The organism is Streptomyces sp. B93 (assembly GCF_018070565.1).
Classification (GTDB): domain Bacteria; phylum Actinomycetota; class Actinomycetes; order Streptomycetales; family Streptomycetaceae; genus Streptomyces.
The window spans coordinates 270,109-287,316 of sequence record NZ_JAGPXL010000002.1 but is presented as its reverse complement, the minus strand read 5'-3'; the positions used below and the strand labels follow the sequence as shown (position 1 = coordinate 287,316).

Below are 17,208 nucleotides of genomic sequence, written 5' to 3'. Positions count from 1 at the left end.
GGGGGCCTGTCCGTCCCCTCAGGGGCGCGGGGCTGTATCGATGTGCGGCTCCGCCGCGCGGGCGCGACCAGCCCCCCCCACAACCCGCACCCAACGGACGACCCAAGCCACCCCCCACCTTTGTCACCCCCGCTCCGTAGACTGGCCCCGTGAGCGACCAGAACGAGCCCGACCCCCTCGACTCCTTCGAAGAGATCATCGAGGCCGAGACGCAGCGCGACCCCGATCTCGCCGTGATCGAGGCCGGCAGCCGCACCCTGCGTACCCAGGGCGGCCCCCCGGACGCCGACGTGCCCGCCCGCCCGGAGGACCCGGAGGTCGACAAGGCCCTGCGCGAGGTCGAGGCCGAGCTGGCCACCCGCTGGGGCGAGACCAAGCTGGAGCCGTCGGTCAGCCGCATCGCCGCGCTGATGGACGTCCTGGGTGAGCCGCAGCGGTCGTACCCGTCGATCCACATCACGGGGACCAACGGGAAGACGTCCACGGCCCGCATGATCGAGGCCCTCCTCGGCGCCTTCGAGCTGCGCACCGGCCGGTACACGTCCCCGCACGTGCAGTCGATCACCGAGCGGATCAGCCTGGACGGCGCGCCGATCGCCGCGGAGCGGTTCGTGGAGACGTACCGGGACATCAAGCCGTACGTCGAGATGGTCGACGCGCAGCAGGAGTACCGGCTGTCGTTCTTCGAGGTGCTCACCGGCATGGCGTACGCCGCCTTCGCGGACGCCCCGGTCGACGTGGCCGTCGTGGAAGTCGGCATGGGCGGCAGCTGGGACGCCACCAACGTCATCGACGGCGATGTGGCGGTCGTGACGCCCATCGACCTCGACCACACCGACCGGCTGGGTTCCACGCCCGGCGAGATCGCCGCCGAGAAGGCGGGCGTCATCAAGCAGGGCGCCACGGTGATCCTCGCCCAGCAGCCGGTGGACGCGGCGCAGGTGCTGCTGAAGCGGGCCGTCGAGGTGGACGCCACGGTGGCCCGGGAAGGCCTGGAGTTCGGTGTCCTGGACCGTCAGGTCGCGGTCGGCGGGCAGCTGCTGACCCTGCGCGGCCTCGGCGGTGAGTACACGGAGGTGTACCTGCCGCTGCACGGCGCGCACCAGGCGCACAACGCGGCCGTCGCGCTCGCCGCCGTCGAGGCGTTCTTCGGCGTGGGCGCGCAGCGCGCCGAGCCGCTGGACGTCGACACGGTCCGCAAGGCGTTCGCCGCCGTGGCCTCGCCGGGCCGTCTTGAGGTCGTACGGCGGTCTCCGACGGTCGTGCTGGACGCGGCGCACAACCCGGCGGGCGCGCGGGCCGTCGCCGAGGCGATCGGCGAGGCGTTCCAGTTCAGCCGGCTGATCGGGGTGGTCGGCGCGAGCGGGGACAAGAACGTACGGGGGCTGCTGGAGGCCTTCGAGCCGGTCTTCGCGGAGATCGTGGTCACCCAGAACTCCAGCCATCGCGCGATGGACGCCGACGAGCTGGCCGCGATCGCGGTGGAGATCTTCGGCGACGAGCGGGTGCAGGTCGAGCCGCGGCTGCCGGACGCGCTGGAGGAGGCGATCACGCTGGCCGAGGAGGAGGGCGAGTTCGCGGGCGGCGGCGTGCTGGTGACCGGTTCCGTCATCACGGTCGGCGAGGCCCGGCTGCTTCTGGGGAGGGGCTGAAAATCTCATGCGTACGTTGTGTTCCGGGACGTTGATCGCCGAGTTCCTGATCATCGGGTTCGCGGGTCTGGTCGCGATGAAGGACGACGACCTGTCCACGGCGATGGTGTGGACGGTGTGCGGGGTCGCGATGCTGCTGAGCCTGCTGCTGTGCGGCTTGGTGACCCGGCCGGGCGGCGTGGCCCTCGGCTGGGTGCTCCAGCTCGGGCTGGTGGCGTCCGGGTTCTTCGTGCCGGTGATGTTCGTGATCGGGGTGCTGTTCGCGGGGCTGTGGTGGTCCTCGGTGCACTTCGGCCGGAAGGTGGACGAGGCGAAGGCCAGATTCGCGGCGGAGGCCGAGGGCGGGGCGGCCTGACACGGCGTACGCCGGTGGGTCCGACGCGCGTGCGACGGTCAGCCGGACACGGCGTGGGCCGGTCAGCCTGACTCTGTGTGACAGCGGCCGGAACACGCCCGGTAATCTCGTCCTCCCGCACATCCTTTGATTCCAAGGAGCACGCCGTGACCCAGCGCACCCTCGTCCTGCTCAAGCCCGACGCCGTCCGTCGCGGCCTGACCGGCGAGATCATCAGCCGTATCGAGCGCAAGGCCGGCTGGCGGATCACGGCGCTGGAACTGCGCACCCTGGACCAGGACACGCTGGAGCAGCACTACGGCGAGCACAAGGGCAAGCCGTTCTACGAGCCGCTCGTCGAGTTCATGGCCTCCGGTCCCGTCGTCGCCATGATCGTCGAGGGCGAGCGGGTCATCGAGGGGCTGCGGCAGCTCGCCGGTCCGACCGACCCGATCGCCGCGCAGCCCGGTTCGATCCGCGGTGACTACGGTGTGATCGTCCGCGAGAACCTGATCCACGCCTCCGACTCCGAGGAGTCCGCCGAGCGCGAGGTGAAGATCTTCTTCCCCGGCCGGGCGTAGCCCGGTAGCGTGATCGGAAGTCCGGGAGCGGTCCCCGTGTCCCGGGCTTTCCGGCCTGTGCGTCCGGGGCTTCCCGGCCCGTGCGTGCCGGGCTCCGCGGCACGTACGTCCCCACTTTCCGGGTCCGTGCGCGCCCGGCTTCCCGTAGCTGTGTGACGGCCTTCCGGCGGTCGCGGGGCGGGGCTTGTGGCATATGCGTGGCGATCGAGGGAACGACTGTCCCCGAACGCTCGTCTCCACAAGCGAACCCGCAGCGCATCTGCTGACAATGGCGAAGACCCTCCCGCAGTGTTCGGGAAGGCGCGTCTACGATGGAAGCCTTCACGTCACCGCACCCACCTCGCCAACCTGAAAAGCCCTCAAAAGCTCGTGGGAAGGCCAGACGAATCCTGATGGGGAACTCAATGTCGTTCATCGGCCGTGACATGGCTGTCGACCTCGGGACCGCCAACACGCTGGTGTACGTCAGGGGTCGCGGGATCGTACTCAACGAGCCGTCCGTCGTCGCGATCAACACCAACACCGGTGGCATCCTCGCGGTCGGCGCCGAAGCGAAGAAGATGATCGGGCGCACGCCCGGCAACATCGTTGCCGTCCGTCCGCTGAAGGACGGCGTGATCGCCGACTTCGAGATCACCGAGCGGATGCTCCGCTACTTCATCCTGAAGATCCACAAGCGGAGGTATCTGGCTCGTCCGCGGGTCGTCGTCTGTGTGCCGTCGGGCATCACGGGCGTCGAGCGCCGCGCCGTCATCGAGGCGTCGTCCCAGGCCGGCGCCCGCCAGGTGCACATCATCGAGGAGCCCATGGCGGCGGCCATCGGCTCCGGCCTGCCGGTCCACGAGGCCACGGGCAACATGGTGGTGGACATCGGCGGCGGCACCACGGAGGTCGCGGTCATCTCCCTCGGCGGCATCGTCACCGCCCAGTCCATCCGGGTCGCGGGCGACGAACTGGACAACGCGATCATCCAGCACATCAAGAAGGAGTACTCGCTCCTGCTGGGTGAGCGGACGGCCGAACAGATCAAGATCACGATCGGTTCGGCGTACGACCTCGACTCCGACGAGCACACCGAAATCCGCGGCCGGGACCTCGTCTCCGGGCTGCCCAAGACCGTCGTCATCTCCGCCGCCGAAGTGCGCAAGGCGATCGAGGAGCCGGTCAACGCCATCGTCGACGCGGTGAAGACGACCCTCGACAAGTGTCCGCCGGAGCTGTCCGGCGACATCATGGACCGCGGAATCGTTCTGACCGGCGGTGGTGCGCTGCTGCGCGGGCTCGACGAGCGGCTGCGCCGGGAGACCGGGATGCCGATCCACATCGCCGAGGACCCGCTGGACAGCGTGGCGCTCGGCTCCGGCAAGTGCGTGGAGGAGTTCGAGGCGCTCCAGCAGGTGCTGGACGCCCAGCCGCGCAGATGACGCGAGTTGTCGATTCCGCCGTACGAGATGATCCCCTCTCGTACGGCGGATCGTTGATATAGAGGCATAAGCTGCCACAGATCGTTGACTTCAGTACCGATCTCCGATGAGGAAGGGCACGGCCGCCGCACGTGAGGGACACACGAGAGAGCCGGCTGCTTCTTGTGCTGCTGGTCGCCACCGCGTTCGCGCTGATCACGGTGGACATCCGCGGCGGGGAGGACTCACCGGTCGACGGTGCCCGACAGGCCGCGGCCACCGTCTTCGGCCCCATCCAGGACGGCGTGTCGTCCGCGGTCGACCCGGTCGGCAACGCCATCGCCGCGGTCCGCGACTCGGGGGAGCGGCACGACCGGCTCGCCGAGCTGGAGCGGGAGAACGCCGCCCTCAAGGCGAGACTGGGCAGCGACGACCGCAACCGCAGCAGACTGAAGCAGCTCGACAAGATGCTGAAGACCGCGGGCGCGGGCCAGTACGGCATCAAGGGCGCCGAGGTCATCGCCATAGGCGCCGCCCAGGGCTTCTCCTGGACCATCACCATCGACGTCGGCGCCGACGACGGCATCCAGCGCGACATGACCGTGCTCAACGGCGACGGCCTGGTCGGCCGGGTCACCACCGTCGGCCCGAGCACCGCCACCGTGCTGCTCGCCAGCGACCCCGACTTCACCGTCGGCACCCGCATGGAGGGCAACGACGAACTCGGCTTCGCCTCCGGCCAGGGCGACCGCCCGCTGCGCGTCGAACTCCTCAACGGCAAGGCCGAGATCAAGAAGGGCGACCGGCTGGTCACCTTCGGCTCCCAGGCCGACAGGCCGTTCGTGCCCGGGGTGCCGGTCGGCGTGGTCTCCCGCGTCGACCCGTCCGGCGGCGACCTGACACGCACGCTGTACGTCACGCCGTACGTCAGTTTCACCAAGCTCGACATCGTCGGTGTCGTCGTGCAGGCCCCCGCGAAGGACCCGCGCGACACGGTGCTGCCGCCCAAGCCGAAGCCCACTCCGACGCCGACCGTGACGGTGACCGTGACGCCGGGCGCGGAAGACGCCGAGGGCGCGGCGGGCACGGGGGACACGGGGGCCGCCGACGGCGAGTTCCAGCAAGAGCAAGAGCAGTAAGGGGAGCTGTCACTCATGCGCTTCAACCGGATCCTGCTCTCCTCCGCGCTGGTCGTGGTGGCCCTGGTGCTCCAGGTGAGCGTCCTCGCCCGGCTGCACCTCCCGGGCGCCGTACCCGACCTGGTGCTGCTCACCGTGCTCGGCCTGGCCCTCGTCTACGGCCATGTCGGCGGCGCCCTCGTCGGCTTCGGCGCCGGACTGCTGATCGACCTCGCCCCGCCGGCCGACCACGCCGTCGGCCGGTACGCGCTGGTGCTGTCCGTCGTCGGGTACCTCGCCGGGCTGGTCAGACCGGAGAACGGCCGCCTGAAGTCGGCGACCGGGCCGATGGCCGTGGTCGTGGTGGCGGCCGTCGGTACGACGCTGCTGTACGCGGGTGTCGGCGCCCTCGTCGGCGACACCGCCGCCCGCCATGTGGGCCTGGGCAGCCTGCTGTTCACGGCCGCCCTGTACGACCTGCTGCTGGCACCGTTCGTCGTCCCCGGGGTGATGGCGCTGGCCCGGCGCGCCGAGAACGACCCGCTGGAGGCCAACTCCGCCGCCCCGTCCGACATCTCCTACGGCTGGCTGTCCTCCGGTACGGGTCTGCGGATCGGCGCGCAGCGCGGCGGGCTGGGCGGGCTGAAGGTGAAGGCGGCGCGGGCGCGGGTGGCGCGGGCCGGACGCATCAAGGGGGTCAAGCGGCTGTGAGGACGGGCGAGTTCACCCGGACGGGTGAGTGCGGGCGGAACCGTGGCCTGCGGGCCGGGCGTTCCTCACTCGTACACACGCACAGATCACTCGCACGGCGTTCGGTCACGGGGCCTTCGGTCACGGGACTGTCGATCGCCCGGCTTTCGGCCGCGGGGCTTTCGATCGCACCCGACGCGACCACCACCGTGCACGGCCGCTCGCACACGTACTGAGAGGGGGAGGCAGCCGCAGTGACCAACATCCCCGAGACCGGCCGGACCCCACGGGTCCAGACCCGGCTCGTCATCGTCCAGATCCTCGTCCTCTCCCTGCTGGCCACCCTCGGCGGCCGTCTGTGGTACCTCCAGATCCGCGAGGGCTCCGAGTACGCCAAGGAGGCCTCCGGCAACCACGTCCAGCAGGTCGTCCAGCCCGCCGTGCGCGGCTCGATCCTCGACGCGCGTGGCGTGGCCCTCGCCGACAACGAGACCCGGCTGGTGGTCTCCGCCTCCCGCACCGACCTGCTGAAGATGAAGGACGACGGCAAGGCCGTCCTCACCAAGCTCGCGGGCGTCCTCGGCATGGAGCCGAAGGAGGTCATGGAGAAGGTCCGGCTGTGCGACGCCGAAACCCCGCAGCCCTGCTGGAACGGCTCGCCGTACCAGCCCATCCCCATCACCGACGAGGCCACCCCCAAGCAGGCCCTCCAGATCCGTGAGCGCGCCGAGGACTTCCCCGGCATCACCGCCGAGCCGCAGGCGGTGCGCCGCTACGCGAGCCCCGGCCAGGCCAACACCGCCCAGGTCCTCGGCTACCTCTCCCCGGTCACCGACGAGGAGATCCAGCAGGCCCAGGACACCGACTCGCCCTTCCTCCGCTCCGACCAGGTCGGCCGCAACGGCCTCGAGCGTCAGTACGACAAGGAGTTGCGCGGCAAGGCCGGAGTCACCCGCTACGAGGTCGACAACCTCGGCCGTGTCATCGGCCAGGCCGAGTCGGACGAGGCGGAGCCCGGGTCCAACCTGGTCACCAGCATCGACGCCCGTGTCCAGCGAGTCGCGGAGTACGAGCTGAACGAGGCGATGAAGGTCGCCCGCACCGAGTGGGACCGCAACACCAACGAGCGGTACAAGGCCGACGCCGGCGCCGTCGTCGTGATGGAGGCCAAGACGGGCAGGGTCGTCGCCATGGCGTCCAACCCGACCTACGACCCGAACGCGTGGGTGGGCGGCATCTCCGCCAAGGACTACAAGAAGCTCACCGGCAAGTCCTCCAACTACCCGCTGCTCAACCGCGCCATACAGGGTCAGGCGGCGCCCGGCTCCATCTTCAAGGTGGTCTCCACGGCCGCCGCCGTGCAGGCCGGGTACGACTTCGACGGCAACTACGAGTGCTCCAGCTCGTACTCCGTGGGCGGTCAGGTCTTCAAGAACTTCGAGTCCCAGAACCACGGCGCGATCGACCTCGGCCGCGCGCTGGAGGTCTCCTGCGACACCGTCTACTACCGGCTCGCGCACCAGGAGTGGCAGCGCGACGGGGGCATCAATCCCAAGAACAAGCCGAAGGACTGGTTCTACAAGGCCGCCCACCAGTTCGGCCTCGGCAAGGAGACCGGCATCGACCTGCCCAACGAGGTCACCGGCCGCGTCCCCGACCGCGACTGGAAGCAGAACTACTGGACGGCCAACAAGGACGCCTGGTGCAAGACCGGCAAGAAGGACGGCGACTACGTCGAGCAGATCGCCTACGAGAACTGCCTCGAAGGCAACAAGATGCGCGCCGGTGACGAGATCAACTACTCCATCGGCCAGGGCGACACGCTCGTGACCCCCGTCCAGATGGCCACCATCTACGCCGCCATCGCCAACGGCGGCACCCTCTACGACCCGACCGTCGGCAAGGCCATCATCAGCCCCGACGGCAAGCAGGTCACCGAGATCAAGCCCAAGGCGCACGGCAAGCTGCCGGTCGACAAGCAGACCCTCGCCAAGATGGACGACGCCCTCGCGGGCGTCGCCACCCGAGGCACCGCCGCCTGGCGCTTCGGCGGCTGGCCGCAGGACGAGATCGAGATGCACGCCAAGACCGGCACCGCCGAGGTCTACGGCAAGCAGACGACGTCGTGGTTCGCCACCTACACCGAGGACTACGCGATCGTCATGACGATCTCCCAGGGCGGCACCGGCTCCGGCGCCTCGGGCCCCGCCGTCCGCAACATCTACGACGCGCTGTACGGCGTCTCCGACGACGGCACCATCAACAAGAAGAACGCCCTGCTGCCCACCCCGCAGAAGAACCTGCCGAAGATCAAGACGGACGGCTCCATCGTCGCCCCGAAGATCTCCAAGGACCCGGCCAAGGACCAGCAGGCCTACCAGAAGGGCCCGGAGAACCCGGCCGACCAGCAGCAGGTCGCGGCCACCGTCCAGGAGCCGACGGCCGGCAACCGGGACACCCGCAGGCGGCAGCGGCGCGGGAAGCGAAGGGGAGCGGCATGACCGGCGCGAACAGCTTCCAGGTCTCCGGATACGGGCCCGAACGCGCGGGCTGGACGCGGCTGCTCGCCCGCGACTCGCTCGCCCGCCGCCTCGACTGGCCGATACTGTTCGCGGCGATCGCCCTCTCCCTGATCGGCTCCGTCCTCGTCTACTCGGCGACCCGCAACCGCACCGAGCTGAACCAGGGCGACCCCTACTACTTCCTCGTCCGCCACCTGCTCAACACCGGCATCGGGTTCGCCCTGATGGCCGGCACGGTCTGGCTCGGCCACCGCACCCTGCGCACGGCCGTGCCGATCCTGTACGGCATCTCCGTCTTCCTGATCCTGCTGGTGCTCACCCCGCTGGGCTCCACCGTCAACGGCGCCCACTCCTGGATCCAGCTTGGCGGCGGCTTCTCGCTCCAGCCCTCGGAGTTCGTGAAGGTCACGATCATCCTGGGGATGGCGATGCTGCTGGCGGCCCGGGTCGACGCGGGCGACAAGCAGTACCCGGACCACCGGACCGTGCTCCAGGCCCTCGGCCTGGCCGCGGTGCCCATGCTGATCGTGATGCTGATGCCGGACCTCGGCTCGGTCATGGTCATGGTGATCATCGTGCTCGGGGTGCTGCTCGCCTCCGGGGCGTCCAACCGGTGGATCTTCGGGCTGATCGGCAGTGGCGCGATCGGCGCGATCGCGGTCTGGCAGCTGCACATCCTCGACGACTACCAGATCAACCGCTTCGCGGCCTTCGCCAACCCGGAGCTGGACCCCGCGGGCGTCGGCTACAACACCAACCAGGCCCGCATCGCCATCGGCTCCGGCGGCCTCACCGGCTCCGGGCTCTTCCAGGGCTCACAGACCACCGGCCAGTTCGTGCCGGAACAGCAGACCGACTTCGTGTTCACCGTCGCCGGGGAGGAACTCGGCTTCGTCGGTGGCGGTCTGATCATCCTGCTGCTCGGCGTCGTCATGTGGCGGGCCTGCCGGATCGCCCGGGAGACGACCGAGCTGTACGGCACGATCGTCGCCGCCGGGATCGTCGCCTGGTTCGCCTTCCAGGCCTTCGAGAACATCGGCATGACCCTCGGCATCATGCCGGTCACCGGTCTGCCGCTGCCGTTCGTGTCGTACGGAGGCTCGTCGATGTTCGCGACCTGGGTGGCGGTCGGGCTGTTGCAGTCGATCAGAGTGCAGCGGCCGATGTCGGCGTAGGGACACCGCCGCGGACAAGCGGCCGTTGGTCGGTGATTCAGCGGAAGTTGACCCTGCCGTAACGGTCGCCCGGCCACTAGATTCAGGTCATGGCGGAGACGAAACGCGAGATCGAGCGCAAGTACGAATCCGACGAGAGCGGGCTGCCCGACCTGACCGGAGTCGCCGGGGTCGCGGCCGTCCTGGACAAGGGCGTCGCCGACCTCGACGCCACCTACTACGACACCGCGGACCAGCGCCTCGCCGCGAACTCCATGACCCTGCGCCGCCGCACCGGCGGCACCGACGCGGGATGGCACCTGAAGTTCCCGGTCGCACCCGGAGTGCGCGACGAGATCCAGGCGCCGCTCTCCGACACCCTGCCCCGCACCCTCGCCGGGCTCGTCCGCTCCCGGGTGCGCGAAGCCGGGCTGCTGCCCGTCATCCGGCTGCGGTCCGCCCGGGACATCCGGCACCTCGTCGACGCCGACGGGACGCTGCTCGCCGAGGTCAGCGTCGACGCGGTGCACGCCGAGCGGCTCAGCGGGGGAGCGGGCGCCGCCCAGTGGACCGAGATCGAGGTGGAACTGGCCGACGGCGGCGACCCGGCCTTCCTCGACAAGGTGGAGAAACGTCTGCGCAAGGCGGGCGTACGGCCCTCGAAGTCCTCCTCCAAGCTGTCCCGGGCGCTGAAGGAGACCGGAGCGGGCAAGGACGGACGCAAGCGCGGCGAACGCAAGAAGGCACGCCCCCCGGCCCCCGTCACCACCGGCGATCACGTCCTCGCCTACCTCCGCGCCCAGCGCGACGCGATCGTCCGCCTCGACCCGGCCGTACGCCAGGACGCCCACGACTCGGTGCACTCCATGCGGGTCGCCACCCGCCGGATGCGCAGCGCCTTCCGCAGCTACGGCAAGGTCCTGGACCGCACCGTCACCGACCCCATCGGCGAGGAGCTGAAGTGGCTGGCCGCCGAGCTGGGCGCGGGCCGCGACCAGGAGGTCCTGACCGAACGCCTCACGACCCTCCTCGGCGAGATCCCCCGCCCCCTGGTCACCGGCCCGGTCCGCACCCGGCTGCGCACCTGGTCCCACGCCCGGCGCTCCGGCTCACGCCGCCGCATGATCGCCGTACTGGACGGCGGCCGCTATCTCACCCTCCTCGACACCCTCGACGCCCTGCTCGCCGACCCACCACTGCTGAAGGCGGCCGGGGCGGCGCCGGAGAAGGCGATAGCGAGGACCGTGGACAAGGACTTCAAGGCCCTCGCCGCCCTGGTCGACCGGGCCCTGGACCTCCCGGCCGGCCAGGACCGCGACCTGGCGCTGCACGAGGCGCGCAAGAAGGCCAAGCGGACCCGGTACGCGGCGGAGGCGGCGACGCCCGCCCTGGGCGAGCCGGCCGCGGCCCTGACCAAGTCCATGAAGTCGCTCCAGGGCCTGCTGGGCGAGCACCAGGACAGCGTGATGTCCCGCGAGGCCCTGCGCGACCTGGCCCGCCAGGCCCACGCGGCGGGCGAGAGCGCCTTCACCTACGGCCTGCTCTACGGCAGGGAGGAGCAGCGTGCGACGCGGGCGGAGACGGACCTGCCGGTGATGTGGGCGGCGATCGGACGGCAACGGGACGGCTGACCGTCCCGAGACACTCGTGGGCCGCGTTAGGCTTGATGGTCACCCCTGTCAGCTCACGAAAGTCCCACGATGTCTGTCGAGCCAGCTGAGTCGGTGTTCCCGCAGCTTGAAGCTCTGCTCCCGCATGTGCAGAAGCCGATCCAGTACGTCGGTGGTGAACTGAACTCCACCGTCAAGCCCTGGGACGAGTGCGACGTGCGCTGGGCGCTCATGTACCCGGACGCCTACGAGGTCGGGCTGCCCAACCAGGGCGTCATGATCCTCTACGAGGTCCTCAACGAGCGCGCGGGCGTCCTCGCCGAACGCACCTACAGCGTGTGGCCGGACCTGGAGGCCCTGATGCGCGAGCACCGGGTCCCCCAGTTCACGGTCGACTCGCACCGCCCGGTGAAGGCCTTCGACGTGCTGGGCGTCAGCTTCTCCACGGAGCTGGGCTACACCAACCTGCTCACGGCGCTCGACCTGTCAGGCATCCCGCTGGAGTCCAAGGACCGCGGTCTCGACGACCCGATCGTGCTGGCGGGCGGCCACGCGGCCTTCAACCCCGAGCCGATCGCGGACTTCATCGACTGCGCGGTGATCGGCGACGGCGAGCAGGCCGTGCTGGAGATCACCGACATCATCCGCGCCTGGAAGGCGGAGGGCCGCCCCGGCGGCCGCGAGGAACTCCTCTTCCGCCTGGCGAAGACCGGCGGCGTGTACGTCCCCGGTTTCTACGACGTCGAGTACCTCCCCGACGGCCGTATCGCCCGCGTGGTCCCCAACAAGTCCGGCGTGCCGTGGCGGGTCTCCAAGCACACGGTGATGGACCTGGACGAATGGCCGTACCCCAAGCAGCCGCTGGTCCCCCTGGCCGAGACCGTCCACGAACGCATGTCGGTGGAGATCTTCCGCGGCTGCACCCGCGGCTGCCGCTTCTGCCAGGCGGGCATGATCACCCGCCCGGTCCGCGAACGCTCCATCACCGGCATCGGCGACATGGTCGAGAAGGGCCTGAAGGCCACGGGCTTCGAAGAGGTCGGTCTCCTCTCCCTCTCCTCCGCGGACCACTCGGAGATCGGCGACATCGCCAAGGGCCTGGCGGACCGCTACGAGGAGGACAAGATCGGCCTGTCCCTCCCCTCCACCCGCGTCGACGCCTTCAACATCGACCTGGCCAACGAGCTGACCCGCAACGGCCGCCGCTCCGGCCTCACCTTCGCCCCCGAGGGCGGCTCGGAACGCATCCGCAAGGTCATCAACAAGATGGTCTCGGAGGACGACCTGATCCGGACGGTCGCGACGGCCTACGGCAACGGCTGGCGCCAGGTGAAGCTGTACTTCATGTGCGGCCTGCCCACGGAGACCGACGACGACGTCCTCCAGATCGCCGACATGGCGACGAAGGTCATCGCCAAGGGCCGCGAGGTCTCGGGCTCCAACGACATCCGCTGCACGGTCTCCATCGGCGGCTTCGTCCCCAAGCCGCACACCCCCTTCCAGTGGGCCCCGCAGCTCTCCGCCGAGGAGACCGACGCCCGCCTGACCAAGCTCCGCGACAAGATCCGCGGCGACAAGAGGTACGGCCGCTCCATCGGCTTCCGCTACCACGACGGCAAGCCCGGCATCGTCGAGGGCCTCCTCTCCCGCGGCGACCGCCGCATCGGCGCCGTCATCCGCGCCGTCTACGACGACGGCGGCCGCTTCGACGGCTGGCGCGAGCACTTCTCCTACGACCGCTGGATGGCCTGCGCCGACAAGGCCCTCGCCCCCTACGGCGTCGACGTCGACTGGTACACCACCCGCGAGCGCTCCTACGAGGAGGTCCTCCCCTGGGACCACCTCGACTCCGGCCTCGACAAGGACTGGCTCTGGGAGGACTGGCAGGACGCCCTCGACGAGACGGAGGTCGAGGACTGCCGCTGGACCCCGTGCTTCGATTGCGGGGTGTGCCCGCAGATGGACACGGCCATTCAAATCGGCCCCACGGGCAAGAAGCTGCTCCCTCTCACGGTCAAGAACGCCGCGTCGGTGTCGGGCGGGCATTCGCACTGAGGTGAGCAGGGGCGGCGGTCGCCTGAGTGGCTGCTCTCCGTTCGCGGGGCGGTGCCCGGCTTCCTAGCGTGGCGGTATCCGCTACGGAGGAGGCAGGCATGTCAGCGAACGAGCCGCCTGCGGGCGGACCCCGGTGGGGGAGCGCGGGCGATGCGCCTCCCCCTTCCGGGCAGTGGACGTCTCCCCCTGGGCCGCCGCGCAGGAAACAGCGAAGCCGTGGGTGTCTTTGGGGGTGTCTCGGCGCGCTGGCCGTGGTGATCGTGATTCTCATCGTGGTGCTCGTGGCCACGATGGGGGGCGACGACGAAAGCACCACTCCCGTGCCCACGGGTTCCCCCACCTCCCAAACGGCGCGGGGGCAGACGCAGGAAGCCGAGGGCGAGCGTGCCGATCTCACCAGCTTCCGGCTGGATGACCGCTCGCAAGCCGGGATCACCGATATCTGGGTCGTTTGGACGATCAAGAACAGCAGCAGTGAGGAGTCCGACTACTCCTGGGAGTGGGAGGCGGTCGACGCGAGCGGTACGCGGGTGGCGAACGGCTCGGAGCTGGAGACCAACGTGCAACCCGGACAGACCGCCCGGGGGGAGACCTTCACGACCCTCAAGACCGTAGAGGGCGTCAAGCTCAACATCACCAGTTTCAACCGCACCGCCAGCTACTGAGTCGTTTCGGGGTTCTCTGTCTCTGCCAGCAGGTCGAGGGCCTGTTGGCAGAGGGCCGCACCCGAGGGGAGGTTGGCCTCGGTGTAGAGGGCCTGGGCGGTGCGGAAGCCGGTGGCGGAGAGGTCGAGGCGGTTCTGGGCCTGGTGGATGCCTGCGAGGCCGACGTGGGCGGTGGCCTGGCCGATGAGGGAGCGGACCGTCTCGTAGACGGCGAGGGCCTTGTCGTAGGCGGCGGTGGCCTCGTCGTAGCGGCGTTGGGACTGGTGGAGGTAGCCGAGGCTGACGTAGGTGTCGGCCTGGCCGCGGCGGTCGCCGATCGCCTCGTAGGTGGTCAGCGCCTTGTCGTAGGCGGTGGCGGCTTCCTCGGGGCGGTCCTGGGCCTCGTGCAGGTCGCCCAGGCCGGAGTGGGCGTCGGCCTGGCCGCGGCGGTCGCCGAGGGTGACGAAGGTGGCGAGGGCCTCGGCGTAGGCGGCTGCGGCCTCGTCGAAGCGGCCCTGGAAGCGGTGGATGTCGGCGAGGTTCTTGGTGGTGTTGGCCTGGCCGAGGAGGGCGCCGCTGCCGCGGTAGATGGTCAGCGCGTCCTCGTAGGCGGCGACGGCCTCGTCGTACTGGCCCTGCGCGTAGTGGACGTCGCCGAGGCCCTTGGTGGTGTTGGCCTGGCCCAGCGGGTCGCCGATGTCGCGGTAGATCTCCAGTGCCTCCCGGTGGGCGGCGCTGGCCTCCGTGAAGCGGCCCTGGACGCGGTGGATGTCACCGAGGTCGTCGATGACGTTGGCCTGGCCGAGGCGGTCGTCGATGGACTGGTAGATGGCCAGGGCCTCTTGGTAGGAGGCGGCCGACTCGTCGTAGTTGCCCTGGACGCGGTGGATGTCGCCGAGGCCCTTGATGGCCTCCGCGTGCCTGGAGGAGTCCGGGGAGGTGGTGCGCAGGACGGCCTGGAGGAGTTCCCAGGACTCGATGTAGCGGTCGTCGAAGTAGAGGGAGCGGCCGAGGTCCATCAGGAAGTCGGGGCTCTGCGGCCAGGAGTCCGCGTCGGCCGCGCGGGCCGCCGCCTGGAGTTCCCGGGCGTGCGTGTCGAGCCAGTGACGTGCCTCGCGCACCTCGGTGTCGTCGCTGGTCCGGGTGGTGCGCAGGACGTCGCGGGCATCCCTGAGACCGTTGTGCAGATGCTCGTAGAGGCGTTGCCGGGCGGCGTCGGCCTCCTCCTCGGTGGTGTGGTGGACGGCGGTCTCACGGGCGTAACTGAGGCTGAGGTCGTGCAGGCTGTAGCGGCCGTTCTTGCGGATCAGCAGCTGCTCGAACTCGGCGAGCCGGACCTCCACCTCGTGTTCGGGGCGGTCGGCCATCGCCGCCAGCGAGTCGGGGCCGAAGTCGGGGCCCGGGTGCCAGGCGCAGTGGTGGATGAGGTTGCGCAGGTCGGCGTCGAGGGTGGCGTAGGCGGCGGTGAAGGCGGCGCGTTCGGCGGTGTCGATGGTGGGGAAGGTGGCGTACCGGTTGGGGCCGGTGAGGGAGGCGAGTACGGCGGTGGGGGAGGCGCCGTGCATCAGCCGGGTGCCGATCGGGCCCAGCGCGAGGGGGCTGCCGTTGATGAGGCCGGCGATCTCGTCGAGCTGCCCGGTGTCCTGCGGGATGCCCATCTTGTGCCAGACGGTGACGCAGTCGGTCGCGGTCAGCGGCGGCAGTTCGAAGCGCCAGTGGGCGTTGACCTCGGCCAGTTCGGAGCGGCTGGAGATGATGACCATGCTCGGGGAGCCCGCGGAGGGCAGCAGCGGGGCGAGCTGGCGGGCGTCGCGGGCGTTGTCCAGCAGGAGCAGCACCGGGTTCTGCTTGAGGAACAGCCGCCAGGTTTCGGCGCGTGCGGTGAGGTCCTTCGGTACGTCCTCGGCGGCGTGGCCCATGTGGTGCAGCTGCTCGGCGATGACCATATAGGGGTCGCGGGGCTGCTCGCCCGGGGTCCAGCCGCGCAGGTCGATCTCCAGGCAGCCGCCCGGGAAGAGGTGCGTGGTGCGGGCCGCGAGCGCCCGTAACAGCTCGGTCTTGCCCTGGCCGCCGCGCCCGTGCACGACGCACACCGCCGCGGGCTGCTCCACGGCCGTCCGCTCCAGCTCCGTCAGCTCCTTCGTGCGGCCGGTGAAGTAGCGGGTGGCGGCGTAGGCGGTGGACAGCGGGGCGGTGGCGGGCTCGGCGGCGGTGGGGGCGGCCGGCGTCAGCGGGGTGTGGGCGCGGTTGGCGGCCAGGGGGATGCGGTGGCCGCTGTCGCGGGTGCTCATCCGGGGCAGCGGCACCGGGTGGCCCTCGACGGTGCGGCCGGTGAGCCGCTCCCGCAGCACCTCGTACACGTCGGCCATGGTCAGCACCGTCAGGTGCTCGCCGCGCCGCCCGTCGGAGAGTTCCCCGGTGAGGCCGTCGCGCAGCAGGTGGACCAGTTCGCGGGTGAAGACACTGCCGTCGGGCAGGCACAGCGACCGCTCGGTCTCGGCGGCCGACGTCAGCACACAGGCGCCCTCGATGTCGAAGACCGGCGCCTTCGGCGTGGGCGCCGCGTCCCGCTGACCGTCCATGTGGAGGGCGGCGCCGCTGAAGCAGCAGTCCACGACCACGACCCGGTGCCGGGCACGGGAGGCCGCGACGATCGCGCGGATCTCGTCGTACGCCACCGAATGGTGCGGCCGGTCGGGCCGCGAGGCCTCGGTGCCCAGCAGCAGGCCCCGGCTGTCCCGGCCGAAGTGACCGTGCCCGGCGTAGTACACCAGCAGCAGGTCCCGCGCGTGGTCGGCGGCGTCCTGCACGGCGTCGAGCAGCAGCTGCGGGGTGCCGTTGGCCGGTACGGCGACACAGTGCTCACCGGCGAAGACCCCCACGTCCGGCGCGACGAGCAGGTCCCGCAGCGCCGGGACGTTGTGGCGTACGCCGTCGAGGCCGGGCAGGTGCTGGTAGGCGTGCACGCCGAAGAGCACCGCCCGGGAGCCGGTCTGGTCCAGCTTGGGGTGCGCGGTCATGTGCCGAGGCGGCGCAGGAGGTCCGCCAGCTCCTCGGGGGACAGGTGCCCGATGTCGACCGTGGTGTCCCCGTGCACCAGGGTGCGGGCGCCGGGCGGGGTCGGGGCGCCGGTCCTGGTGGAGCGCCAGGTGGCGTACGCGACGGCGAAGTTGGCGATGCTCGTGGCGTTGCCGAGGACGATGTCGAGCGCTTCCAGGACGCTCATGGTGGGGCCGTCCCCGGTGACGGTCTCGACCGGCACCCCGGCCGTGCCGGGATCGCGGCCGAGCCACGCCCTCAGGTCCGTCAGCGCCCGTTCGTCACCCTCGGCCAGCAATCGGATACGCATGCCCCCACCGTTCCCACCGACATTGCCAGGGTCGCTCAGAGTAGTGGGAAACGGGCGCTGGGGAATCGGTCTTGTGCGAAAGCGTGCGGGTCCCAC

General features: G+C 70.4%; 13 protein-coding genes. 11 read left to right on the top strand and 2 right to left on the bottom strand.

The genetic code is table 11. The features are described from left to right. The first annotated feature begins 149 nt into the window (after positions 1–149). The 11 genes from KBY47_RS03600 (at position 150) to KBY47_RS03550 (ending at position 13,784) form a co-directional block, all read left to right on the top strand. Positions 150–1,652: a folylpolyglutamate synthase/dihydrofolate synthase family protein gene (locus KBY47_RS03600; protein ID WP_210919382.1), complete on the top strand. Its 1,503-nt coding sequence runs from the start codon at positions 150–152 to the stop codon at positions 1,650–1,652. A 7-nt stretch (positions 1,653–1,659) separates the two neighbouring features. Beyond that, the gene (locus tag KBY47_RS03595) at positions 1,660–2,007 is read left to right on the top strand and encodes a DUF4233 domain-containing protein (protein WP_210919381.1); all 348 of its coding nucleotides are present in this window, start codon (positions 1,660–1,662) and stop codon (positions 2,005–2,007) included. A 146-nt stretch (positions 2,008–2,153) separates the two neighbouring features. Further along, the gene (gene ndk / locus KBY47_RS03590) at positions 2,154–2,567 is read left to right on the top strand and encodes a nucleoside-diphosphate kinase (protein ID WP_210919380.1); all 414 of its coding nucleotides are present in this window, start codon (positions 2,154–2,156) and stop codon (positions 2,565–2,567) included. Positions 2,568–2,971: 404 nt separating this feature from the next. Then, positions 2,972–3,991 carry a rod shape-determining protein gene (locus KBY47_RS03585; protein WP_004001297.1) on the top strand — a complete coding sequence of 340 codons (1,020 nt, stop codon included), beginning with the start codon at positions 2,972–2,974 and terminating at the stop codon, positions 3,989–3,991. 131 nt (positions 3,992–4,122) lie between these two features. Then, positions 4,123–5,109, top strand: coding sequence for a rod shape-determining protein MreC (mreC, locus tag KBY47_RS03580; protein WP_308405024.1), 987 nt, complete (start codon positions 4,123–4,125; stop codon positions 5,107–5,109). Positions 5,110–5,124: 15 nt separating this feature from the next. Then, positions 5,125–5,799, top strand: coding sequence for a rod shape-determining protein MreD (mreD, locus tag KBY47_RS03575; RefSeq protein WP_210919379.1), 675 nt, complete (start codon positions 5,125–5,127; stop codon positions 5,797–5,799). A gap of 233 nt (positions 5,800–6,032) precedes the next feature. Further along, positions 6,033–8,279 carry a penicillin-binding protein 2 gene (gene mrdA / locus KBY47_RS03570; RefSeq protein ID WP_210919378.1) on the top strand — a complete coding sequence of 749 codons (2,247 nt, stop codon included), beginning with the start codon at positions 6,033–6,035 and terminating at the stop codon, positions 8,277–8,279. Beyond that, a complete protein-coding gene (rodA, locus tag KBY47_RS03565) occupies positions 8,276–9,475 on the top strand; it encodes a rod shape-determining protein RodA (protein ID WP_210919377.1) in 1,200 nt (399 codons plus the stop codon). Before mrdA ends, rodA begins: the two co-directional genes overlap by 4 nt. A gap of 89 nt (positions 9,476–9,564) precedes the next feature. Beyond that, complete coding sequence (locus KBY47_RS03560; protein ID WP_210919376.1) at positions 9,565–11,085, top strand: CYTH and CHAD domain-containing protein; 1,521 nt, start codon at positions 9,565–9,567, stop codon at positions 11,083–11,085. 69 nt (positions 11,086–11,154) lie between these two features. Continuing rightward, complete coding sequence (locus KBY47_RS03555; protein WP_210919375.1) at positions 11,155–13,119, top strand: TIGR03960 family B12-binding radical SAM protein; 1,965 nt, start codon at positions 11,155–11,157, stop codon at positions 13,117–13,119. A gap of 254 nt (positions 13,120–13,373) precedes the next feature. Next, entirely contained in the window at positions 13,374–13,784 is a 411-nt protein-coding gene (locus KBY47_RS03550; RefSeq protein WP_210919374.1) for a hypothetical protein, read from the top strand. Here KBY47_RS03550 and KBY47_RS03545 read toward each other — a convergent pair. Both KBY47_RS03545 and KBY47_RS03540 read right to left on the bottom strand, forming a co-directional pair. Then, positions 13,778–16,783 carry a tetratricopeptide repeat protein gene (locus KBY47_RS03545; protein WP_210919373.1) on the bottom strand — a complete coding sequence of 1,002 codons (3,006 nt, stop codon included), beginning with the start codon at positions 16,781–16,783 and terminating at the stop codon, positions 13,778–13,780. The genes KBY47_RS03550 and KBY47_RS03545 overlap by 7 nt on opposite strands. After that, positions 16,780–17,112, bottom strand: coding sequence for a hypothetical protein (locus KBY47_RS03540; protein ID WP_210919372.1), 333 nt, complete (start codon positions 17,110–17,112; stop codon positions 16,780–16,782). The genes KBY47_RS03545 and KBY47_RS03540 overlap by 4 nt, the downstream gene beginning before the upstream one ends. Positions 17,113–17,208 lie beyond the last annotated feature (96 nt).